Source organism: Paenibacillus chitinolyticus (genome assembly GCF_045038035.1).
Classification (GTDB): Bacteria; Bacillota; Bacilli; order Paenibacillales; family NBRC-103111; genus Paenibacillus_F; species Paenibacillus_F chitinolyticus_A.
In genome coordinates this window covers 195,130-218,993 of sequence record NZ_CP173427.1, presented here as the reverse complement: position 1 = coordinate 218,993, position 23,864 = coordinate 195,130, and the positions used below count along the sequence as shown (strand labels likewise).

The following is a 23,864-nucleotide window of genomic DNA, read 5'->3' as shown; positions in this document are numbered from 1 at the left end:
CAAAGGACTTTGGAGGCGATTCCGTCTCCAAAGTCCTTTTTGTTTTACGGAGTATGACGGCCCATAAATTGGTAGGTTCCCTTCGGAAACACGTTCCACTCCCCATATTTGGAAAACTGCTGCGATCCGGTAAATATGCCGGACTTTCTGACCAGCGTTCCGCCGTTAGGCAGGAACTGCGCCGTCGAAGACGGATCTCCGAGCACATCGACGATCTGCCCGTCTTTTTTCAGTACCAGGGCCACCGTGTTCCATTCGGACGGATTGTAAAATCTGATCCCGTCCTCGTTATAATAGGTAGCCGTCGTTTTATCAAAGAACTCGTAGAAAATAGAATCAATAAAAATATAAGGATTAATGAGCGGTTTGCCCGGCCCCGTTTCAATAAGCGCCTTGCTGATCACATTCATTTTTCCGGTTTTTTTCATATATTGATGAACTTCGAGGGAATAACCGGTCGGCTTCTTGCTCGGATCCAGATCTCCGCTGTAAAAGAGCTCGATCGCGACCTCTCCGTCCCCTGCGTCCAAATACTCCGAGAAGAAAATTTGAGGAGCGCCCTGCACTTCGGAAACGACCCGGAATACGGCCGCTTTCCCTTGGGCTCCGATCACCCACAAGTAAGGGGTGTCGGTACCCAGCAAAACCGTTTTTCCGTTAAAAGTCGTCGGACCGCTGACGATAGCGTCCGCCGTGCCTTTGTACACGCGGAACGAGGTCTCCCCCGGGAACAGCTCGGCCAAATCGTAACTGAGCGGATCCTTTAAGCCCTGTTTGGTACGAACCGTAATGACCTCGCCGTTGACGAGCTGAGCCGTGCGCACGTTAATTTGCAGCTCGGCGGTCCCGCCTCTTCCGTCATCGGCCGTAACCGTCACCTGGCCGTCCACGTTTCCCGTACCCGGGTTTAGCGTCAATATACTGCCCGATACGGCAGCCGACGCGGCCGCCGGCGAAGCGCCGGACACCGTATACGTCAGGGCATCTCCGTCCGCATCCGCGAAGTACGAAGACAGATCGAACGTGCGCATATTCGTAACGCCCGGAGTAAGGAGTTGGTCGGGGATAGTCTTAACCGCCGTCGGCGCGCTGTTCAGATGCTGGACGACTCGGATGGCGAATTGTGTACTCTGATCGCCCTCGACCGGGTGGTACACGCTTAGGGTGACCGTAGCCGTGCCTTCGCTTATCGGCGTCATGGTCAGTTTTCTGTCCGTCAAAAGAATCGTCGCAACAGAAGTGTCGTACGTATTGGCGGTTACCGTAGCAGCGGCATCAAAGCCCGCCAGAAGGGCGGTCAGATCCAGCAGTTTAGGCGCTCCGAGCTCCACCGTCTGATCCGGGATCGTACCCAGCATATTCGGCATACGCACGTTGACGGTAAAGGTCACGGCGGCCTCGCCGCCCCGTCCGTCTTTGGCGGTGACCCGGAAAGCGGAGGTGCCGACCTGAAGGGCGTGCAGCTTCAGCTTCTGCCCGGCTACCTCCCAGGACGCCGTACCCGGAACCGATGACAGGACTTCATAGGTCAGAGGATCCTGGTCCGCATCCGTAAACAGCTGCGAAAGATCCAGTTCGCCGTCCGCTCGGCCCGCCACGAGGTAAACATCGTCCGGATTGCGGACAGCCGCCGGCGCACGGTTAACGGACACGGTGAAAGAGGCGCTCACCTCTCCGCCCTTGCCGTCCTTGGCCGTCAGTTTAATCACGGCCTGTCCGCCTTGGAGCGCCGTCAGCAGCAGGGAGTCGCCCTGCCGGACTGCCCCAACGACGGAAGGATCCGATACGGTATATTCGTAAACAAGCGCATCCTGGTCCGGATCGGTAAATACTTGCGCCAAATCCAGAGCGGTATCCGTCTGGCCTACGGCAAGCAGCCTGTCCGCAGGCTGAAAGCTCACAACCGGAGACTGGTTAAAGGGACTGACGTGAACGGTCAGATCCGCAGTGCCTTCCCCGCCTTTTCCGTCCTTTGCCCGCAGCCGGATCACGGCCGTTCCAGGCTGGTTAGCCTGGACGGTCAACAGGCCGGACTGGACGCTTGCGGTCGCAACCGACGGGTCGCCTGACTCGGCTTCGTAAGTGAGCGCGTCCCCATCCGCATCCGTGAACAGCTGCGAAAAATCGAGAGACGAATCGGCGGCTCCCGGAGCCAGATACACGTCAGCCGGAATTTGCGATGCCGAAGGAGCGGTATTTACCGTGAGCGCGAACGTGACCGATGTTTCACCTCGAGATCCGTCATTCGCCACGATATCGTTCTGAGCCGTCACCGTTACGGACGTGTGCCCGGAGCGGAGAGGGGTCAGACTCAGCCCGTCTCCGTTTACCGACACATCCGCGATTGCCGGATCTGCCGATGAAGCGGAATAGGTCAAATTCCGCAGCGCCTTGTCGCTGAAATAATCGCTCAGCCGCACTGTGCCGGAACCGCCGTTCAACTGGACAAGCTGATCGGGAATAGGCTGGGCAACGGGCAGCGCGTAAACGGTGACCTTGACGGAACCGCTTATTTTATTGCCGTGCTGGTCGTCGACGGAAACTTTAATCGTTGCAGTCCCGCTTGCCGCAGGCGTCAAAGTTGCCGTGTACCCGTTCGTTGATACGCTCACGACCCTGTTGCTGCTGGAGATGGCCGAAATTTTCAGCGTGTCTCCATCGGGATCTGTAAAGAATGCCGAGAGGTCGATCGAGGCCCCCGTGCCCCTCTCCATGAAGATATAGTCGGCGAACGGAGTCACCTGAACCGGTGCGCCGTTGGACGAACCCGAAGAGGAAGAGCCCCCTGTGCCGCCGGAAGGAGCCTGGCTTCTCGTAACCGCCGAGGCAGGCACACCCTGCCCCAGTGAAACCGCCGCTACCTGGGACGACGATCCGATTAGCACCTGGGAAGCCGCATTCGAGACTTGCAGCTGGTCAATCGTTCCCGTGCCGTCGATGCTTACGGAAGCGGAACCCGTTACGTTCAGCTGCCGGATCGAAGCGTTTCCTGTAATCTGTGCGGGCTGCGAGCTCTGTACCGTAACCTGCCCAAGCGATCCGTGGAGATCCACTTTAGCGGAACCGTCGGACAGGGTAATATCCGGTACCCGGGCTTCCGCGCCGACTTCCACTTGGGCCGAAGACCGGATGTCCATCTGCTGGACGACGGTGTTACCCGAAGCCACGATCCGCACATTTTCTTTAAGAATAGTCAGGCTGTTCAGCTCGGAATTTTCGAAAACGACCGTATTATCGTCTCCTCCGGCTACTCTCGTCTGCCCTTTAACTTTGATACCGCTTCCGTAAAAGTCGTTCTCCAGCCCCTTTGCAACGGTCAAATCGCCGTTAACTTGCAGGCCGGTCACGGACAAATAATTATTCGATACGATCAGATCCCCCGGCAGGACGGCCCCGTTTCCTTCCAGTACCAGGTTGCGCGAAAATTCCTCTTCCCCGTCCCCGGCCGGACTTCCGGATGCGCGCAGTTCAAGCGACGTAATCGCGTCGATCTTGCGGCCCTTCGCATGAACTTTCAGCTTGGCTTCAGCAAGAACCGCCTTGTTCTTCTCCGTAAAAAGGGCTGCCGTTTCTTCGGACAACTCATATAAGACACCGTTCAGTTTGATGTGGCGGGAATCTCTGATTTCCTGGAGGATCATGTCATGTTCGACGGAGAAAAAGGTGGCTAGCAGCATTTCGGCCGCTTCGCCGCGGGAGACGGACCCTGTCGGAAGAAAGGAGCCTCCGGCAAGCTTCATGGAACCTTGTTCCAGACTGGCCCGGACGTAAGATTGCGCCCACGGAGCGGTCCGATCCCAGTCTCCGGGCAAAACAGACTCGCTGCCGCCTTCGGAAGAAAGCTCGGCTGCGCGCACCAGCATGGCCGCCATTTCCTGGCGGGTTACCGGAGCTTGAGGACGGTAGTTCCCCTCTCCGTCGCCTTGGACGATACCGGCCTTGCGGATCGCCTCAATATACGGACTTCCCCAGCTGCTTGCGGAAACATCCTTAAAGGACGAAGAAGATGCGTCATGCGGAAGCTCCAGTGCATGTGTAAGGAGAACCGCCATCTCGACCCGGGTCAGCGGATCTTTCGGCCGGAAAGCTTCAGAGGCACCGTCGAAAAGCCCCAGCTCGACCGCCCGTTGAATACTTTGCAGCGGATTTCCGGTTACCCCCGAAAGATCGGCAAAGCCGGCTTTCTGGGTTGCGGGGGCGGCGCTTACGGTCGAGCCTCCCGCCGTTCCGGCGGAAGCTGCCAGAGCGCCTGCCATCAAAACAGATAAAACCTGTGGAATCTTACGTTTCTTTCTCATCCTTCATCTCCGCTTTGGTTGAATTTTCTTTGCTTGAATGATCCGGTTTATCCGACCCTTCTAAATATCACGAGATTGATTCTTTCCGAGGGTTGCCGACTCCTCTTTTAAACGACAAAAAAAGCCAATTGCCCATAAAAGGCATAATGGCTTTTCGTGGTGGAGCAAAGATCAGAAGAGGTCAAGCTGTCTCGGAGCGAGTCCCTGCTCGTCCTCGATGCCGAGCAGCTCCATCATCTGTTTGGCGTTGGCGGCTGCATCCCCGCCGGAGTTATTGTTGAAAATAACCGCGACTTCGCGGCTGCTCCGTTCCAGCGCCTTAAGACGCTCCTTCCACTCCAGGAGCTCGGCCCGGCTGTAGCGGTACAGGTACCGCACGTCGCGCCAGCTCTTGCCCGGAGGCGCACCGACCCAGCCGCCGTCGTTGCGGCCGTGGAACCGGACCAGCGTCAGGTCCGGATTGGCTGCGCGGAGCACGATCGGCACCGATCCGCTGCCGACCTGGGGCTCGTCGCAGACCGTGTGAATCCAGCCCTCCTGTTCCAGGAAGCCGAGCGTGCGTTCCCGCACTTCCGGGGCATACCAGCTGCGGTGCCGGAACTCCACCGCGAGCGGCAGCCCATCCAGGAGGCTCTTCGCTTCGCGGAGCGCGTCCACATTTTCGCGGGTACAGTCAAACCAGGGCGGATACTGCATCAGCACTGCCGTCAGTTTGCCCGCCTCGCGCATCGGCTCGATGGACTCCGCGAAAGCCCGGAACATCTGCTCCGTGCTTTCGAAGGGATTTTTCCCGCGCAGATGTCCCGTCATACCCTGGTACGCTTTAACGACGAACCCGAAACCGGGCGGCGTCTCCTTCACCCACTTCCGGGTATTGCGCAGGGGCTGGACGGCGTAAAAGGAGCTGTCCAGCTCCACAACCGGAAAATGCGAGGAATACACTCTCAGCTTTTCTTTCTTGTCCGCAGGAGTCGTATAGAGATCGTCATGATCTCCCCAGCCTGCCAATCCGATTCGTATCATGCCAATCCCTCCTCCGGCAGCGTCTTCTATCCGGCTGTAATCAACCGCTTTTTTTCCATTTTAACACATAGGTACGATTACCCGAATCCTCCCCGTTTGCCCCACCCGGCTCAAGGTTCCGGGCTGAAGCGCCTTATGACAGCAAGAGCATTCGCCAATAATCCCAATAAAGAGACTGCACAAAAAACGCCGGAGAACAATTCCCCGGCGCTTTCCCTAGTATCGGCTGGATCGTTAACGGATTGGAGAAGGGCAGAATTCGTCTCTCACCGTGTAGCAGTGAACGTGTTTAGGGACGGGCACACAGTGATGGCGGTTAACGATTTCGATCGGATGAACGACTTCTACGATCTGCGGGTGAAAAAAATCTCTGTATACTCGCGTAGGCGGATCGAATACCTGCTTCTCCGGGCAAAGACAGTGATTATGGTGGTGGTGATGATGATGACTCATATTGAACCTCTCCTCTCTGATATTTCTAATTCAGCATACGAAGGGAGAGACGTTTATGCCTGTTCACTTGCCTATCGGACGGAGACTTTTTTCCGCTCTTGTCCCAGGGGACATGCCTGTAGGCGCCGGCGGCCCTTATCGGCCGGATGACCCGGCCCCTTATCGTTGCAGCAAGCGCACGGCAGTAAGCTCACCCGGCGCTGCGAGGAGACCGCCTTCCGGAGCCGCCGGCGTTATTGTCCGAAGAGCATGCGCACCCCTTCGAGAGCGAGCCCGATAATAAATCCGCAGACGGCGCCGTTGACCCGGATCCACTGAAGGTCTTTGCCGACCTTGTTCTCGATGAACTCGATCAAGGTGGCATTGTCCATCTTGTCGATATTCTCGCGGACAAGAGCGCCGATTTTGGAATGGTTGCGCTCCACAAACTCGGTGATCTGCGCCTTCAGCCATTCCTCGAGCTTGCGCACGGTATCCTCATCGCTGCGCAGACGGCGGACGCCTTCTTCAAGCAGCGGCATGACGGTCTCGTCCAGCAGCGGCCCTTCCTGCAGCTGCTCCAGAAGCCGGTCGCGCCAGCTTTCGATCATAGCGGCAAGCCGCTCCTCCAGCCGGAGCCGGTCCGGCAGCTGCCGCGACAGGTTACCGACGGCATCGTGCAGCCGCTCGTTGTCTTTGAGGCCGGCCAGCTCCCGGCGGACGATGTCGAGCAGGCCGGCGCGGTTGCGGTGGCCGGGAAGCCGCAGGGCGGCCAGGTTATCGAGCAGCGCATGCTGAAGCATGCCGCCAAGCTTGTCCCCGGACATAAATCCGAGGAGTGCATTCTTGGCGAAGGCCATCAGCCCGTTCATCTCGATTCCCTGGATAACCCCCTCGGCGATCTCCCCGAGGAGGCGGCGCGTCTCGGCCCGCACGGCCCAGCGCTCGGCACGGTCGATCAGGAAATCAATTGCCGGCTCTTCGTAGCCGTGCGACAGCACCTGATCGACCGCCAGGCCCACGGCCGCGGCCGGGTCCATTTTGCCCGCCGCCTGCCGGATTTGCTGCGAGGCAAAAGCGGCGATCTGCTCGGCGGGCAGACGCTCCAGCGCGTAGCGGCAGGCGCTGCGCACCGCCTCGCGCGCACCTTCCGAGCGGAGCGCTTCTTCCGCTTTGACGAGCATCGTCTCGACAAGGCGCATCTGGCCGATCCGCAGCGCGATGCTTTCCTTGCCCAGCAGGTTGTCTTCCACCGCGGAAACGACCGCCTTCGTCATCTGGGCGCGGTTGTTCGGCAGCAGCGCCGTATGCGGGATCTTGATCCCCAGAGGGTGCCGGAAAAGAGCCGTGACCGCGAACCAGTCCGCGAGTCCCCCGACAAGACCCGCTTCGAAGCCGCTCTGCAGAAAGGCTCCCGCGGTATGCGGAGCGAAAGGAAGCGTGGCCAGGAAGCCCGCTCCCATCACACCGAGCGAAACCGTCGCGATATGTTTGGTCTCTTTAGGTTTTTTTTCTCTCGATTGAAGTTCCTGCATAGATGAATCCCTCCGACAGGGCATAACCGGCCGGGCAAACGGATGCCGCCGGTTTCCTGGTTTTTATCGTTAACAGCATTATCGCCGATTTTTCCTATGAACTCCAGAGGGTGCGCATTCCGCCGCCCCGGGATACCGAAGCGGGGCTGCCTTTGTACGTATGTACGCAGACAGCCCCCTCGTTTTTGGTTCCCTTATCGTTGTCCCCGCAGGTTCTAGACGTCCAAAGTCTCGCCCGGAGCAAGCCGGACACCTTCCTGATACGCCTGCTTCAGCTTTTGAATCCATTCGCTTGCATCCTGCTTGATCACGTCGAACGTATTGTAGTGAGTCGGAATGTATTTTTTGGCGCGCAGCCATGTAGCCGCAAGCACCGCTTCATCCGGTCCCATCGTAAACACATCTCCGATCGGCAATGCCGCCACATCGATGTTGTACATTTCTCCGTACAGCTTCATATCTCCGAAAAGGGCCGTGTCGCCCGCGTGATAGAACGTTTTGCCGCCCATGGTCAGCAGAATGCCCCCGGGTTGTCCCCCGTCCACGAATTTGCCCGGCTCTACCTCAATGCTGGAGGAATGGAAAGCGAGCGTATATTTGACGGTGCCCCATTCGAACTTGGCGCTGCCGCCGATATTCATGGCAAAGGTTTTGAGTCCCTTGGATGCGAAATAAGAAGCAATTTCAAAATTTGCGATAATGACGCAGTCATTTTTGCGGGCGATTTCCTCGGCATCCACGATGTGGTCACTATGGCCGTGTGTAAGCAGGATGGCGTTCACTTGAATTTCTCCCGGATCGGCTACAGCCAGTGCATTTCCGCTTAGAAAAGGGTCCAAGAGTACCCGGTATCCTTCGTTTTCTACCAAAAAACACGAATGTCCGTGATAAGTAATTTGCATATGAGCGCCTCCTTCAAGTTTCAACTCGTTCATTACCCCGTTGACGGGCTTCCGAAACATCCAATGGTGTATGTATAAAATGCGGCCTGCAAACAGACCTTTCAATGGAAGTGTGCCCAGCGGAACGCCGGTTCAAACAGGATCTTTCGGTTCCATGTCTCTATTAAACCCCAAACCGGAAGGCGAATACAACTTTTCGGACAGGCAAAAAGCCCGCTTGCGCGGGCGTAAGGCCGAATCGCCAAGTATATGGCCGCTTCAAAGGGCTTTATCCGAACGACCGCTTCACGTCGTCTATACCGGCTGTCAGCCGAGCAGGCGCAGCACATAGACTTCCGCGATGCCGAGCAGCGAGAGCAGCACCGAGCCCAGCAGCACGGCTGCGGAAGCCCGGAGGCCGTGACGCCGGAACACGGCCAGGTTCACGTTCAAGCCGAGCCCCGCCATCGCCATCGCGATAAGCAGGTAGGCGCCTTGAACGGCGGCTGCCGCGGCGGGTTGCGGTACGATCCCGACCGTGTTCAGAGCGGCTGCCGCCAGGAAGCCCACGATGAACCACGGGACCGGCACGCCCGCCTTGCGGGGAGCGGCGCTCCCGGCTGCGCCGGAAGCCGCGGAGCCCGCTGCGCCTTCGCCGGCGTCCCGGCGTTCCCGCCGCGCCGTCCAGACGCCGAGCGCCAGAGCGACCGGCGCGAGAAGGGCCACGCGCGTCAGCTTCGCGACGAGCGCGCTGTCTACCGCGGCACTGCCGCCCGGAGCGGCGGCCGCGATCACGTGGGCGATCTCGTGCAGAGTCGCGCCCGAGAAGAAGCCGTACTCGGCGGACGAGAAGCCGAGCAGTGGATACACCAGCGTGTACGCTACCGTGAACAGCGTGCCGAGCAGGGCGATAACCGTGACGCCGACGGCCGTTTCGTCGTCGTCCGCCTTGATTTGCGGAGAGATGCCGGCGATAGCCGCCGCCCCGCAAATCCCGGTGCCGCAGGCGCTCAGCATCGCGAGGCGCGGACCTACGTTCATCCGCCGGGCGATGGCGTATACGACGACGGTCGCGAAGAGGATGTTGCCCGCCGCCGCGGCGAACACGGCCGGCCCCGCATGTACCACATCCAGCAGGCTGAGGCGCATGCCGAGCAGGATGATGCCCGCGCGGAGCAGCTTTTTGCTGGCGAAGGCCAGCCCGGCCGGGGCGGATGCCGGCACGGGAGCGGCGGCACGCCAGGCGATGCCGAGCAGCAGGGCGAGCACGAGCTGCCCGACGACATTCAGGCCCGGAATGAGGGCGAGCGCTTTGGCCGCGAGGGCCAGCGCAAGCGTCATTCCGAGGCCTGTGGCGAGGCGGGCGGCCGCTTTGCCGGACGCGATGCCCGCTTCGCCGGAGCCGGAAGTACCTGCCCCGGGCCCGGCTGCGAAATCCGAGGCGGCAAGCGTACCGGTTTTTCTTGCCGGCACAACCGGGTGTGTCTCTTCCGGCCGTGTTTCTTCTTTTATAACAGGAGATCCTGTTTTGTCTCGAGAAACGGTGCTTAACCGTTCGTTTATCGGAGAGCGGCTTTCAATCGAATCCGTCTTTTCTTTTCCCGTTTCATGTAAATCCGGGGTTCCTGACCGCTGTATGAAAGTTTTCATCTGTCGACCCCTCCAGTTCGTTTCTGGCTCGTGTTCACACGGCTGTCGAACGCGTTCTATATTTTCACTATAAGAGGACGCGCGAGGGAACGGAAATACGAATACGCGATGCCAATCATTACAAAAACTTATGATACAATGGAGGCAAAGGCCGTAAGCTCTTTTCCCTTTTCCAAAAAGGGCTTTTAAACGCCAGGCTTTCAGCCGCATGCTGCCGCTTTCCGGCTGTCTTCCTACACTCAATCGTTGCGGAGGGATTTACGATGATCGTCGATCATTTGCGCGTGTTTGCCGCCGTGGCGGAGCAGCGCCATTTTTCCCGGGCCGCCGAGGCCCTGAATATTTCACAGCCCGGCGTCAGCCAGCATATCCGGAATCTGGAGCAGGAATTCGGCGCCAAACTGATGATCCGCTCTCCCAAACAAGTCAAGCTGACGGAAGCCGGAGAGCTTCTTTATGCGAGAGCCAAAAAAATTTTGCGCCTCTACGAAGAAGCCCGTCAGGAAATCAACGCTTTGCAGCACGTGGTGACGGGATCGCTTAAAATCGGCGCCAGCTTTACGATAGGCGAATATATCCTCCCCCGCCTGCTGGCCGATTACGCCAAGCATTACCCGAAGGTGGACATCCAGTCCACGATCGCGAACACCGTCGAAGTGGTTCAAGGCGTGCGCCGCGATCATTTTCACATCGGGCTGATCGAGGGGATCGCGGACGCTCCGGACGTAGAGATCGAGCCTTTTATGGAAGATGAAATGATTCTCATTGCTCCCCGCGATCATCCACTGACACGGGAGCCGTTCAAGCTCCAGTCCCTGCAGAACCAGACGTGGGTTTGGCGGGAGCCCGGGTCGGGAACCCGCGATTACAGCGATAGACTGATCGCCGAATGGCAGCTGAACGTGAAGCGCTCCTTTATGTTCAGCAGCTCCCAGAGCGTGAAGGAAGCGGTGTCCGCCGGCCTAGGGATCGCTTTATTGTCGAGATGGATCGTGCGCAAGGAGCTGGAATCGGGAGAAGTCGTCCATCTGGGAGCGGGCGGCCGCCGTCTGACCCGGACGCTGACGATGGTGCGCAGAGCCGCGGGTGAAAACTCGAAGGCACTGGAAGTATTCGTCCAGAAAGTTCGCGGCGCTCATGAGGCGATGCAGGTTCCCGGCCCCTCCGCACCCTGACCGGTCTCCGGTCCGTTTCCATGCGCGGCACGACTGCCGCTGTTTTCGGTTCCGTTCTTCTTCCCGTTCCAAAACTCCCCTGCTTCACATGTCCCTTCCCGGCGTTAAATAGTCGGTAGCCTGTAACGGTCTGCCCCTAACCCATGCGGGAGTCTATAGACTCCCTGCACCGGCGGACACAGGCTCCGTTACGTCCATTACAAGTACGGGGAGAATGCGCATGGAGCCCTTAAAACGAACCGAACGAAAACCTCTGCCCCCGGTCCGCTCTTCGGAAGATACACGGAAGCAAACCGAAAAAAGCTGGCTCTCCTCGAATTGGCTGAAGGGCGGTATTCTGCTTCTCGTCTTTTTCATCTGGGCGGGTATCGTGGCCGCCGTTCATACACACAAAGCTTTGCCTCCGGGCCTGTCGTTCGAAGGAAAAGCCTACCGGGCGGAGAGCGTAAATTTTCTCTATGATCTTTCTTATAAAAAAGACGGCGGCTATCATCAGGAACAGATGATTTTCGACCGGGTCAACCAAGCTATCGCGGAAGCGAAGGAATTTATCGTTGTCGACATGTTCCTGTACAGCGGGTACTACGACAACGACCAATCCTTCCCGCCTCTGAGCGGACAGCTGACGGAAAGCCTACTGGACGCCAGGCGGAGACACCCTGCCATGCCAATCACGGTCGTTTCCGATGAGGTGAACACAACCTACGGCTCGCATCCGTCCCCGGAGCTTGAGCGGCTCAAGGTGGCCGGTATCGGGGTCGTACTCACGGACACGGACCCGCTGAGAGACTCCGTCCCGCTGTACTCCGCCGTCTGGCGGATGGGGTTCCAGTGGTTCGGACAGTCGGGTAAGGGCTGGCTGCCCAACCCTTTGGCGGATTCCGCCCCCAAAGTGACGCTGCGCTCTTATTCGAAGCTTTTCAATGTCAAAGCGAACCACCGCAAAGTCGTCGCCACCGAAAATACGGCGCTGGTGCTGTCCGCCAACCCGCATGATGCCAGCTTCAACAACTCGAATATCGGGTTTCAGATAACCGGCAGCAAGGGCTTCATCTCCGAAGTCGTCGGAACGGAGCAGGCCGCTTCCGTTATGTCGGGCGGGCCCGCGCACCTTCAGCCGAAGGCAGCCGATAAGCAGGGAGAATCCGCACGTCCGGAAGCGGCGTCCGGAAACGGAATGCCAGAACCTGCGGCGTCCTCCAAGGACGCCGTGACCGTACGCCTGCTTACGGAAGGGAAGATCTATTCCCGCCTGCTTAACAGTATCTCGGCAGCGCCCAAGGGCAGTGAGATCCGCATGGGTATGTTCTATCTCGCCGACCGCAAGGTCATCGACGCTCTGCTGGATGCTTCCGCGCGGGGCGTATCCATCCAGCTGCTCCTCGATCCGAACCAGAATGCGTTCGGACACAGCAAGACCGGGATTCCGAACCGTCCGGTCGCCGCGGAGCTGAGGAAGAAAACGGGCGGTAAAATCGCCGTTAAATGGTACAACACCGCACAGGAGCAGTTTCATACGAAGCTGATCGACATCCGTCATCCGGACGGCAGCGCCGTCATTAACGGCGGTTCCGCCAATTTCACGCCCCGTAATCTCGACGATCTTAATTTGGAAACGAACGTGGAGATAACGGCCCCGCCAGGCAGCAAAATTACACGGGACCTCGACCGTTACTGGGACCGCCTGTGGAATAACCGGGATGCCGAGTATTCCCTGGAGTATCCGGCCTATGAGGATAAGCTGGTCGGCTTCAAGCGAATCGTCTATCATCTGCAGGACATGCTCGGATTTACGACTTACTGATTTCAAAATCCTAGCTAAACTTCATAATCTACTTGATATTTTTGTAATTGCTTCCTAAATGATATAATTTTCCTAAAAGAACCTGTATGATTTAGCCCCTATCATAAACGGATTTTTTGGGGAAACAGATAACAATTAGGAGTGAATTATTTGTTTAAAAAAAATATTGTAGTGATATCTGTTATTGTGGTACTTTTACTCATCGCTGCTTCAGTATTTTATAGCCAACAGAAAAATAAAAGTTTAGGCATGGAGAGCATCGCAGGTCATTCGTTATCAGTCGTTCTTACTAGCTACGATGAGATAGTTTCAAGTAAAGCTGAGAGCTTTTCCCCAGATAACATAGCCAGCTTAAGGCAAAAATTAATAAAAATTGAGGCCTACTCAGATATAATAGATCAGGCGGTCGAATACGAGGCATTAAAGCCGATAGCTGCAAATCTGCTGTCACTAACTGAAAACATAGAAAAGAGCTATAAAGCGAATGACGGAAAACTTACTGACAAAAGTAAAGAAGACTATAGAATATTGGAAACGGAAATACAGAATTTAATTCCTCTTATCCACAAAACTTATTACGTACCTGGAACTGAAGCGAAAGCTTCTCTAAAAATTACCGAACAAGGGATTAAGCAAATTAAAGAAAGACTTAGTAACTATGTTGCCGGTAAATTAAAATAAAAAAGGTAAGGCAGGGGTTTCCCCACCCTACCTTTTTAGTCATCCGTGTAATCTTCAAAGCCCAATAGGATTCTGGCTAGAACCCCTTTCATTAATACCTAATTTTTCGATTTATGGTATAGTCTTTACACCGTTCTGACAGAAGAAAGCCATTCTTTTTCCCCGGTGACTATGGTATAGTTGCAAGTGGATTTAGAAAGGTGGGACATCACGTGGATACATCTCCAATTCCGGCTTCCACCAAAAGCAGACCGCGCACTGCTTACTGGAAGCCTTTTATATTTATCGCCATCCTCATAGGCGGATTGTTTTACGTAAAGTGGGAGCCGTACTTCCACAAAGCGCTTACCGCGGCCGCCAAGCATGATATCGGGAAGTCGATTCTCGCCGGCTCCGCCGAGCCTTCGCTGGCCGCGGCTTGGGACTATTCCGTCGTCTATTTCAAAGCCGTCTGGAAAGCCGCGATTCTGGGCATCGTCCTCGGCTCTCTGCTTCAGGTGCTGATCCCGCAGGACTGGCTGAAGCGGGTGTTCGGCAAGCGCAGCTTCGGCAGCACGGTTGCCGGGGGCCTTAGCGCCATGCCCGGCATGATGTGCTCCTGCTGCGCCGCTCCGGTAGCGGTCGGCATGCGCAAGCAGTCGGGCTCCATCGGGTCCGCTCTCGCCTTCTGGATCGGCAACCCGGTACTGAACCCGGCGACGATTATTTTCATGGGCTTCGTGCTCGGCTGGAAATTCGCCATCCTGAGAATTGCCGCCGGTATCGTGCTCGTGTTCGGCGTCTCGTACTGGGCGGAACGTCTCGTCAAGCAGGACGAGGCAGTGACCGGAGAGCTTCCGAAGACGTCGGCTGCACAGCCGCAGTCCGGACCGGTCGTCGTCCGCTGGCTGAAAGCGCTCTGGACGATGTTCTGGACCGTGGTTCCCGTCTACTTCATCGCCGTATTCATTCTCGGCGCCGCACGCGCTTGGCTGTTCCCGGCCCTCGATCCCGCGATCGGCAACAGCCTCGTCGCCTTGATCGGGCTCGCTTTGGCCGGAACCTTGTTCGTCATCCCGACCGCCGCGGAAATTCCGATCGCCAAAACGATGATGGCCCTGGGCCTGGGTACGGGACCGGCCGCCGCGCTCATTATGACCCTTCCTGCCGTCAGCCTGCCCTCCCTCATTATGGTGCGCAAGGCTTTTCCCGCGCGGGTGCTCTGGTTCACAGCCGGTATGGTTACCCTGACGGGAATCGTAACCGGCGTGGTCGGCATTTTCGTCCTATAAGTTCAGAGTTTTGGTTCGGGTTTTTAGTCTATAAAATAAATTTAAGCGAGAGGGCCGATACCCCTCTCGTTTTTCTTTTCCGCAAACAAAAGAAAGCGATGTCAACGGTAAGGGAAAAAGAGACTCCGAAACCGATTCCGGCAGTGTTTCAGCCTTTGAAATTCATGCCTTTTCCGCAATTGACAAGGTTTGGGACATCCTGTAGTATTATCACGGAAAACCGCATATTTGTGGAAACAGGTATTTTAGAGCCACTCTAAAATTTAAAAGGGAAGAACGGTGAAATGCCGTCGCGGTCCCGCCACTGTAAGGGGAAACACTCTCATTCACATCCGGCACGAAGCCACTGGAACCAAGACGTTCCGGGAAGGAGCCGGTATGGACGCCCCGAGCCAGGAGACCTGCCTGTTTTGACAGCACTGATACGACCTACGAGGAATAGGGAGGTGTTTGAGATCGCAAACTTTTTTTGTTGCGTGCATAAGACATCGTGTTCCCGTGCGAAGGGAAGGATGTCTTTTTTTGTGTGCGGAGAAGAGGTCAGAAGCCGGGAATTGCCGCATCGGAATCATCGGAAAGAGCTTGCGGAACTGGCAGCCGGGCGGCCGGCTTAACGAATCAGCATTTTGCGTTCGAAAACACAGCAGGGGCAAGGCCCCGTTCTGCCGCACTGGCCGCCGCTTACGGCGGACCCACACTTATGAAGGAGGATTTCCGATGAACATCCGTAAAACCCTGGCGTCTTTTCTGCTTATAGCCGGAATCGTCTGCTTCTTTCTGGTAAACGAGCCGGAGTCGGCTTACGCCATGCATATCATGGAGGGCTTTTTGCCGCCCTTTTGGGCCTTATTCTGGTGGGTGGTCTTCCTGCCATTCTTCATCCTGGGCGTCCGCGCTCTGATCCGAATTACGAAAGAAACGCCGGAGCTCAAGCTTATGCTGGGTCTGGCCGGAGCCTTTACGTTCGTCCTGTCCGCCCTGAAAATCCCTTCGGTTACGGGAAGCAGCTCCCACCCGACGGGGACCGGACTCGGAGCCATTCTGTTCGGACCGCTTCCCATGAGCGTCCTCGGCTCCGTCGTCCTTCTCTTTCAAGCTCTTCTCCTCGCCCATGGCGGGCTTACGACACTGGGTGCCAACGCATTCTCGATGGCCGTTGCGGGACCGTTTGTCGGCTATGCCGTCTACAAACTCATGATCAAATCGACGGGCAGGCAGAAGCTCTCCGTCTTTACGGGCGCCGCGCTCGCCGATCTGACCACCTATCTGGTCACCTCCGTGCAGCTGGCGGTGGCATTTCCCGCAGCCGACGGGGGCATGCTCGCGTCTTTCGCCAAATTTGCGGGGATTTTCGCCGTCACCCAAATTCCGCTCGCGATCAGCGAAGGACTGCTCACCGTGCTGGTTCTGGGCTGGCTGCAAGCCTATACGCCGCATGAAATTTCCGCTCTGCAGCGCAATTTGAAGGGAGCTGACCGTTCATGAAAACGTGGAAGAAAAATGTCTGGATTCTGGTCGTGGTCGTCCTGCTTGCCGTGCTGCCGCTCATTTTCGTTAAAGGAGAGTTCGGAGGAGCGGACGGAGCCGCGGAGGAAGCGATTCAGGAAATCGCTCCGACTTACGAGCCTTGGTTCGCGTCGCTGATGGAGCCTCCGGCTGAAACCGAAAGCATGCTTTTCGCGCTGCAAGCCGCGCTCGGAGCCGGGTTTATCGGATATGTGATCGGCCTGTATAAGGGGAAAGCCTCCAAACCGAAGCCCAAAGCATGATGCTCAAGCGGATCGACACGATTTCCTATGCCAATGCGTTCCGGGGAATCTCCCCCGTCTGGAAATGCGGATTTGCCGGCTGCCTCTTTATCCTGTCCTATGCCGGTGCTCCGCCCGTTCAAGCGGCCGTTTTCGGATGGATGACGCTTTGGACCCTGCTTTACGCACGTGTTCCGGGCAAGCTTTACTGGCTCGTATACGGCGGCTCGCTGCTGTTCTTCGCGGCCAGCCTACCTGCTCTCCTGCTGGAATTCGGAAGAAATACGGGGACCGGGATTCCCCTTTCTTCGGGATGGATCATCGGAACGGCCGGTCCATGGACCGTTTACGTCACGGAAGAATCTTTATCCCTCACAGCGGTGCTGTTTATGCGGGTCTCCGCCTGCCTCGCTTGTCTGCAATTTGTGTTGTTCACGACGCCCTTGCTGGAGATTCTTCAGGTGATGAAAAAAATCCGTATTCCTCAGATCGTGATTGAGCTGACCCTGATTATGTACCGCTTTATTTTTTTGCTGGCCGATACGGCTCACGCCATGCGGACCGCCCAGCGCTGCCGGGGCGGACAGAACGGATTCGCGGGCGGTCTGCGCGATACCGCTCTGCTGGTTGTCCATCTGTTCGGCCGGACGATGCAGCGCTACCGGGGCCTGACCTACGGGCTCACTTCCCGCGGCTTCACGGAACGGATCGAACTGGCCCCCTATGAAGCGGCCCCCGTCCCGCGTCGTTACAAAGCCGAAGGCGCGACGGGGATTCTTATGCTGACGGCAGCACAGATTTGGCTGAAATGGAGGGGATTCGCATGAAGCAGAATCCGATTCTGGAACTCGCGGATGTGGTCTACAGCTATCCCGGTACCGGAAAACAGGCTCTGGCCGGACTCAGTCTCACGATTCCGTCCGGCCGGAAGATCGCGCTTTGCGGACACAACGGTTCCGGCAAATCGACGTTTTTCCTGCATGCCGTCGGCATTCACCGGCCGCAATCGGGGACCGTGCACTGGAAGGGCGCCCCTGTGTCCTACAAGCGCCAGGAGCTGCAGGAGCTGCGCAGGCAGGTAGGACTCGTGTTCCAGGACCCCGAGCAGCAGCTCATTCTCGGTACGCCGTACGAGGACGTCTCCTACGGCTTGCGGAACGCCGGCGTTTCCGAGCCCGACATCCGCGCCCGGACCGAAGCGGTACTGGAGAGAATGGGCCTGGAGCAGCTCGCCCATACCCCTATCCATCACCTGAGCCTCGGGCAGAAGAAGCGCGTCACCCTGGCCGGCGTTCTCGTGCTGGAGCCGAGTCTGCTGCTGCTCGACGAGCCGACGGCGTATCTCGACCGCGCGTCGGAGCGGCTTCTGCTGGATGAGCTGGCGGACATCCGGCAGAGCGGCGTCACCGTGGTCATGGCGACCCACGACATGGACCTGGCCTACACGTGGGCGGACGAAGTCCTGGTCATGGACCAGGGTGCCTGTCTGCTGCAGGGGACGCCCGAGCGGGTTTTCGCGGAGACGGACACCATCGAACGCATCGGACTGGAGCTGCCCATGCTCCTCCGGCTGTGGCGCTCCCTCCCCCGCGCCCTGAGGGAAGGCGTCGAACCTCCGAGGAGCGCCGACGCCTTCGGGGAGCTGCTCGCGGCCCGGCTTCAAGCGGCGGCCGCGAAGAGCTAGGCGCTTGAAGCCCGAACAAAAAAAGCAGGTCAGGAATTTCTCCTGAACCTGCTTTTTGGTGTTAAGCGGCGAACTCGGACGGACAGCCCGTTCGAGGGGCCAAGCCCGGCAGACCCGGTCCCGTCTGTTGTTTCCGCTTTTTATGCCTGCTTGATATCGAAAGAGCTTTTCAGCGATACGGTCAGATTGAAGACCAGACGATCTTTCGTGGACGCTTTAGGGTCCACATTGAAGTACCCGTGGCGGAAGAATTGGAACTTGTCGTTACCCTCGGCATCCTTCATGTTCTCCTCCACAAATCCGCTCAGGACCTCCAAAGAATTCGGATTGATCCGGTCGAGGAACGTGCTTCCTTCTTCCTTCTCCTCCCGCTCGGGAAGGACTAGTGGCTCGTAGAGACGGAACTCCGCCGGAACGGCGCGGCTCGCTTCCACCCAGTGGATCGTCCCCTTCACTTTGCGGCCGGTAAACCCGCTTCCGCTCTTCGTGGCGGGATCGTAGGTGCAGCGGAGCTCGATCACATTGCCCGCTTCATCCTTAACCACTTCTTCGCACTTGATGAAGTAGGCGTGCTTCAAGCGCACTTCGTTGCCGGGAAATAAACGGAAATATTTGCTCGGCGGATTTTCCATGAAATCGTCCTGCTCGATATAAATCTCACGCGAAAACGGAATTTGGCGGACGCCCATCTCCGGATTCTCCGAGTTGATTTCCGCATCCAGCATTTCCACCTGGCCTTCGGGATAATTCGTAATGACCACCTTGAGCGGTTTCAGAATACCCATCGTGCGCGGAGCCTTCAATTTCAAATCTTCCCGGATAAAATGATCCAGGTATTTCACATCGACCGTGCTGTCGCTCTTCGTCACGCCGATTTCACGGCAGAAATTGCGGATAGATTCCGGCGTAAAGCCCCGGCGGCGCAAGCCCGACACCGTCGGCATGCGGGGATCGTCCCAGCCGTCCACAACCCCTTCGTCCACCATCTGCTTCAGATAGCGTTTGCCCATGATCGTATCCGTCAGCTTCAGTTTGGCGAATTCGTATTGATGCGGCACATGCTCCGTTTCGCATTCCTGGATGACCCAGTCGTACAGCGGACGCTGATCCTCGAACTCCAGGGTACAGATGGAGTGGGTAACCGCTTCGTAGGCATCCTCCAGCGGATGCGCGAAAGCATACATCGGATAGATGCACCAAGCATCCCCCGTGCGGTGGTGGTGCGCGTGCGAAATGCGGTAAATGACCGGATCCCGCAGGTTGATATTCGGCGAAGCCATGTTGATTTTCGCACGGAGGACCATTTCCCCGTCCTTAAACTCGCCTTTGCGCATGCGCTCGAACAAATCCAGGCTTTCTTCCGCCGGACGGTCCCGGTACGGGCTCTCCTTGCCCGGCTCCGTAAGCGTTCCTCGGCCTTCGCGGATTTGATCCGCATTAAGCTGGCACACGTACGCTTTTCCTTTGCGGATCAGAAGCTGCGCTTTTTCATACATATAGTCGAAATAATCGGAGGCGAAAAAGAGGCCGTCCCATTCGAAGCCCAGCCACTGCACGTCTTCCTTGATCGCTCTGACGAACTCCTCGTCTTCCTTGGCCGGATTCGTATCGTCGAAACGCAGGTTCGTCTTACCGTTGAATTCGTCCGCAAGCTCGAAATTCAGGCAGATCGACTTGGCGTGCCCGATATGCAGATACCCGTTCGGTTCGGGCGGAAAACGCGTGACGACCGTATCTACACGGCCTTCGTTAAGATCTTCGATCACGATGTTTTTAATGAAATTGGTGTTGGTTGTATTTGTTGTGGCGCTTTTGTTCTCCATCCGGATCAACCTTTCTTTCTTATCGGAAATCGCTGCCGCAGTCCAATTCGGTATTTGTATTCCATCATACCCATAACAAACGGAGAGTTCAACCTGCAAAAGACGACCCTCGCCCCGAAAAGCCCCCAACCTTTTCCAGCCTTTCGCGTCTTCCTCACTCTTTATTCCCTATTATGACCATTCCCGCGTAAATTCCCCGCCCCTTCCTTTGGCAACCAGTATAGCCTGACGGCACCTTAAATATCGCCTCCCCTTAAAAATGCCGCCGGTGCCGCCCCGGCTTCCCACAGTGTCCAAGAACCAAAAAAACCGCCACGGGCCGAAGCCCGAGACGATTTTTTAAAAGGAAGTTACAGGGGGTTATGAAGAGCGCATTCAGCGTTCGGCATGTGAAAAATCAGTACTCGCGCGCGCTCAGCTTGTAAATCACGCTTGCGGATTCCGCTCTCGTGGCGCCGTTCAACGGCTTGAAGGTGCCGTCTTCATAGCCGTCGATCAGACCGAGCCCGGCGGCCTTCCGCATAAACGGCACCGCCCAGGTCCCCGCCGTGCCTTCGTCGGCGAAAGAAGCCGTCTTCGGCACGGGAAGCTCGTCCGGCGCTATGCCGCTGCCGTAAGCGAAGGCGCGAACCAGCATGGCGGCCATCTGCTCGCGCGTGATGGGCTCCTCCGGCATGAAGCGGTCGTCCGTGACGCCGGAGACGAGCCCCGCGCTGTAAGAGCGGGCGATGACATCGGCGTACCAAGCGCCCTTCGCGACGTCACGGAATTGCTGCTTGCCGTCCGCAGCCGCCGGAAGCTGCAGCAGGCGGGCCAGCATCGCCGCGAACTGGGCCCGTGTCACGCCCGCCTGAGGAGCGAAGCGGCTGGCGTCCATGCCGTCCACGATCTGCCGGGCGGCGAGAACTTCCACGGGCCGTTTCGCCCAGTGGGTGCTCATATCGGCGAACGTGCGGTCGACCGCGAAGACAGCCGCGTACGAGGAGCCGCCGACGGCAAACGTCATGCTGCCCTCGTTCTGGGCCCCCTTCACATACTTCCACTCAGTATCGTCCTCCGAATAAACGAAGGCACCCATTTTCTCCGGGTCGACTCCCAAATCGGACGCCGCAGCGTGAGTGAGAGTCACGGTCGCGGGTTTTTGGAGATTGCCGATCATCCGGCTTCCGGCCATTATTTTAATCTCCAGGATGGAAGACATAGGCGACGCGCCTTCGGGATAAGCCGACGTCAGGCTCTCGGTGGCATGCGTCCGGCGGAGAGAAATAACCGCTTCCTCGCTGCCGTCCACTTGAAGAGAGCCCGCATCCAGCCTTAAAGTTCCTTCACTCGTCGTAATGAGCAGCCCTTTGGACTGGCCGCCGCCGAAGAAGGATGCCGGAAGGTGAACTTTCGCCCCGGCGGTGTTGTCTTTACCGGAAGAAACGGCCTGTACTCCGATCAGAGTCACATCCGGATTTTTAAGCAGCGGCTGCAAATTCTCGTCGGCAACCTTCACATCCAGCATGGCATAGCCTTTTTCCTGGATTACGGTTGAGTCCGCCTTAACGTCGGTAACAGTTTCTTCCGAGGGCTTTCCGGCACCGTCCCCGCCTCCGGTATTCCCGCCGCTTGCCGCGATTTCATAGCGATAGGTCTGGACGTCGCTGACGGCTCCGCCTGCGGCCGAGATGACTCTCAGGGTTTGTGTCCGGGAGATCTCGATAGGGCCGGTATAAACGGCAGACTGTACGGTAGGCGCCGCTCCGGTCAAGGTGTAGTACATTTTGGCGCCAGGGTCGGATACGGTCAGCGTAACTTTCTGTGTACCCGTGTAGCTTCCGCTCCGGAGGCTGGCCTGAGGAGCTTGAGGCTTCTTCTGGAACGTAAGCTCGCCGCTCACCCAAAGCGGACTTTTCTCATCGTTGTAGGCAACCAATAAATATTTGCCGGCTTTATCCGGCTTGTATGTAAGAGAAGCTTTTCCTTGACTGGCTTGAAAAGTTAACGTCTTAACGAACTGGGGCTCCGTGCCGTTCGACGTGTAAGCGAACAAATCCGCCTTACCGGCCCCGCTGGCGCCCGCTGCGAGAGAACCGTCTTTGTCCAGGAGCCGGATATCAGCCTGAAGCTCGCCCGTTCCGGTCAAAATCGTACTGCCGTTAGCCGCTTGGATACTTACACGCGGTGTTTCCATGGCTTTCTTCACATCGATCAGCCCGGACCCGTATTCATCGTCAAAGCCGGAAGGACCGAGGTCCTTGGCGGTTTCGGAGATGATACGGCCTACGCGCTCCACTCTTTCGGAAGTGGAAAGCTCATCCAGGCCGGCATCCCCCGCAAGAATCAGAGCGGCAAGGCCGGACACCATCGGGGCCGCCATCGAAGTGCCGTTGCGTCCCGTGTATCCGTTGCCCTTGTCCGTGCTGTATATGTCCACGCCCGGTGCGACTACGCTCAGGCTGCTGCCGGAATTGGAGAAATCCGCCACGATAAATTCCGTTTGGGGATACCAGTCGACGGCGCCTACCGCAAGGACTCCCGGCAGTTTGGCCGGAAAGGCCACATCCTTCACGAACCGGTGGGCCAGCGGATCTTCGCTGCCTTTTACCTGGTCCAGTTCTCCCGTATCGCTGCCCGTCCAGTGGTTGCTTTCGTTGCCTGCGGCGGAAACGACGATCACGCCTCTTTGCAGGGCGTATTGGACCGCTTCCTCCATGACCCGGGAGGAGCTTGCCGACGTCAGGCTGAGATTTACCACATCCGCTCCGTGATCTACGGCCCAATAGATGCCTTCGGTTATCACGTCCGTTCTTCCGTAACCTTCGCTGTCGAGTACCTTAACGGGCATAATTTTGGCTCCGCTGGCCACTCCGGCGATACCGACTCCGTTGTCTTTCCGTGCCGCCGCAATGCCCGCCACATTCGTGCCGTGGCCGTTATCATCCCGGGTGTCCGGCGTGTTGCTGACGAAATTGTACCCGTCCACCAGGCTCCCTTTCAGATCGTCATGGGAAGAATCCACGCCCGTATCGACAACGGCGATCACAATACCGGACAGTTTGGCGTCCGCCGTCCCCGTATCCGCGAGATCCGACTGGATCGCCCGGTACCACCACTGCTGCTCTACATACGGGTCGTTCGGCAGAGAAGCCGCTTTAGCGGGCGAATCCGCCGCGCCTGCGGCGCCGGTCGTTGACCGCGCCGCCGCTGCCTGCCCGGTGCGACCGTTCCCTACGGCCTTCGTCTCGGCGGCCCATACGGGATAAACGGGTTCGACGAAATCCACGTCGGGGTCGTTCTCCAGTTCCTCAAGCACGTCCGAAACCGGCTCGGACTTGGGAAATTCCATCGTGACCAGACCCTTCGATCCTACACGCTGTTTGTATTTCGAGCTCGGCGGATCGGGAAGATCCGCTTTTTTCTCGGGACCCATCAGTCCCTGCATTCTCATCGTATCCGCTTTTTCTTTGTATTTGACGATAACCTGTCCGGGCAGCGCGTCTTTCAAAGCCTGCGGTCTTTCATATCGGGGAGTCGAGCCGTTTTTCTTCAAAGAAAGCGAAGGCTCCGCTCCGAACGCCGGGACAGACAGACTCAAGGCCAATAGCGCGGCCAGCACCAGCAGACTTATTTTTCGCATACAAAAAAACCTCCAAACCTCACATCGCGATCCTTAATTAGGCATTCGCTTCCGGTTCCCGAATTCCTGCCGCATACCCACTTTTGTAAATAAACGGAATATTTAAAAAAGTATCCTCTCTTAATCTTGCTGAAAGCCATGCAATCTCTCTACAGAGACGTCATTATGGGGATATTCTCCAGAAGTTACGTCTTATCTTGCATAAAAAGTTCTTCCGTTTTTTCAACCTTCGGTAAA

General features: G+C 57.3%; 16 protein-coding genes and 1 riboswitch. Of the genes, 8 read left to right on the top strand and 8 right to left on the bottom strand.

Features of this window, described 5'->3' with window-relative positions:
* Nucleotides 1-44 precede the first annotated feature (44 nt).
* From ACI48J_RS00920 to ACI48J_RS00895, 6 genes are all read right to left on the bottom strand, one after another.
* Nucleotides 45-4,298, bottom strand: coding sequence for an Ig-like domain-containing protein (locus ACI48J_RS00920; protein WP_405081279.1), 4,254 nt, complete (start codon nt 4,296-4,298; stop codon nt 45-47).
* 171 nt (nt 4,299-4,469) lie between these two features.
* Nucleotides 4,470-5,321, bottom strand: coding sequence for a DUF72 domain-containing protein (locus tag ACI48J_RS00915; protein WP_405081277.1), 852 nt, complete (start codon nt 5,319-5,321; stop codon nt 4,470-4,472).
* Nucleotides 5,322-5,555: 234 nt separating this feature from the next.
* Nucleotides 5,556-5,774 carry a hypothetical protein gene (locus ACI48J_RS00910; RefSeq protein ID WP_326052267.1) on the bottom strand — a complete coding sequence of 73 codons (219 nt, stop codon included), beginning with the start codon at nt 5,772-5,774 and terminating at the stop codon, nt 5,556-5,558.
* Nucleotides 5,775-6,007: 233 nt separating this feature from the next.
* The gene (locus ACI48J_RS00905) at nt 6,008-7,288 is read right to left on the bottom strand and encodes a DUF445 domain-containing protein (RefSeq protein WP_326052266.1); all 1,281 of its coding nucleotides are present in this window, start codon (nt 7,286-7,288) and stop codon (nt 6,008-6,010) included.
* A gap of 215 nt (nt 7,289-7,503) precedes the next feature.
* Nucleotides 7,504-8,190: a metal-dependent hydrolase gene (locus ACI48J_RS00900; protein ID WP_009675829.1), complete on the bottom strand. Its 687-nt coding sequence runs from the start codon at nt 8,188-8,190 to the stop codon at nt 7,504-7,506.
* Nucleotides 8,191-8,496: 306 nt separating this feature from the next.
* Nucleotides 8,497-9,819, bottom strand: coding sequence for a YeiH family protein (locus ACI48J_RS00895; protein ID WP_405081276.1), 1,323 nt, complete (start codon nt 9,817-9,819; stop codon nt 8,497-8,499).
* A gap of 263 nt (nt 9,820-10,082) precedes the next feature.
* Here ACI48J_RS00895 and ACI48J_RS00890 point away from each other — a divergent pair, with 263 nt between their 5' ends.
* The 8 genes from ACI48J_RS00890 (at nt 10,083) to ACI48J_RS00855 (ending at nt 18,182) form a co-directional block, all read left to right on the top strand.
* Entirely contained in the window at nt 10,083-10,994 is a 912-nt protein-coding gene (locus ACI48J_RS00890) for a LysR family transcriptional regulator (RefSeq protein WP_405081274.1), read from the top strand.
* A gap of 220 nt (nt 10,995-11,214) precedes the next feature.
* Complete coding sequence (locus ACI48J_RS00885; protein ID WP_405081272.1) at nt 11,215-12,798, top strand: phospholipase D family protein; 1,584 nt, start codon at nt 11,215-11,217, stop codon at nt 12,796-12,798.
* 150 nt (nt 12,799-12,948) lie between these two features.
* Entirely contained in the window at nt 12,949-13,479 is a 531-nt protein-coding gene (locus ACI48J_RS00880) for a hypothetical protein (protein ID WP_405081271.1), read from the top strand.
* A 212-nt stretch (nt 13,480-13,691) separates the two neighbouring features.
* A complete protein-coding gene (locus tag ACI48J_RS00875; RefSeq protein WP_405081270.1) occupies nt 13,692-14,750 on the top strand; it encodes a permease in 1,059 nt (352 codons plus the stop codon).
* A 221-nt stretch (nt 14,751-14,971) separates the two neighbouring features.
* A riboswitch (cobalamin riboswitch) is annotated at nt 14,972-15,174 on the top strand.
* 293 nt (nt 15,175-15,467) lie between these two features.
* Nucleotides 15,468-16,235, top strand: coding sequence for an energy-coupling factor ABC transporter permease (locus ACI48J_RS00870; protein WP_042231271.1), 768 nt, complete (start codon nt 15,468-15,470; stop codon nt 16,233-16,235).
* On the top strand, nt 16,232-16,519 hold the full coding sequence (locus tag ACI48J_RS00865; RefSeq protein ID WP_009675911.1) for an energy-coupling factor ABC transporter substrate-binding protein: 288 nt from the start codon (nt 16,232-16,234) through the stop codon (nt 16,517-16,519). The genes ACI48J_RS00870 and ACI48J_RS00865 overlap by 4 nt, the downstream gene beginning before the upstream one ends.
* Complete coding sequence (cbiQ, locus tag ACI48J_RS00860) at nt 16,516-17,325, top strand: cobalt ECF transporter T component CbiQ (protein ID WP_405081269.1); 810 nt, start codon at nt 16,516-16,518, stop codon at nt 17,323-17,325. Before ACI48J_RS00865 ends, cbiQ begins: the two co-directional genes overlap by 4 nt.
* The gene (locus ACI48J_RS00855; RefSeq protein WP_405081268.1) at nt 17,322-18,182 is read left to right on the top strand and encodes an energy-coupling factor ABC transporter ATP-binding protein; all 861 of its coding nucleotides are present in this window, start codon (nt 17,322-17,324) and stop codon (nt 18,180-18,182) included. The genes cbiQ and ACI48J_RS00855 overlap by 4 nt, the downstream gene beginning before the upstream one ends.
* Nucleotides 18,183-18,322: 140 nt before the next feature.
* On the opposite strand, the gene ACI48J_RS00850 is transcribed toward ACI48J_RS00855, so the two are convergent.
* Together ACI48J_RS00850 and ACI48J_RS00845 are read right to left on the bottom strand one after the other, a co-directional pair.
* Nucleotides 18,323-20,005 carry a glutamine--tRNA ligase/YqeY domain fusion protein gene (locus ACI48J_RS00850; RefSeq protein ID WP_405081267.1) on the bottom strand — a complete coding sequence of 561 codons (1,683 nt, stop codon included), beginning with the start codon at nt 20,003-20,005 and terminating at the stop codon, nt 18,323-18,325.
* A gap of 397 nt (nt 20,006-20,402) precedes the next feature.
* Nucleotides 20,403-23,627, bottom strand: coding sequence for a S8 family serine peptidase (locus tag ACI48J_RS00845; protein ID WP_405081266.1), 3,225 nt, complete (start codon nt 23,625-23,627; stop codon nt 20,403-20,405).
* Between the last annotated feature and the right edge of the window lie 237 nt (nt 23,628-23,864).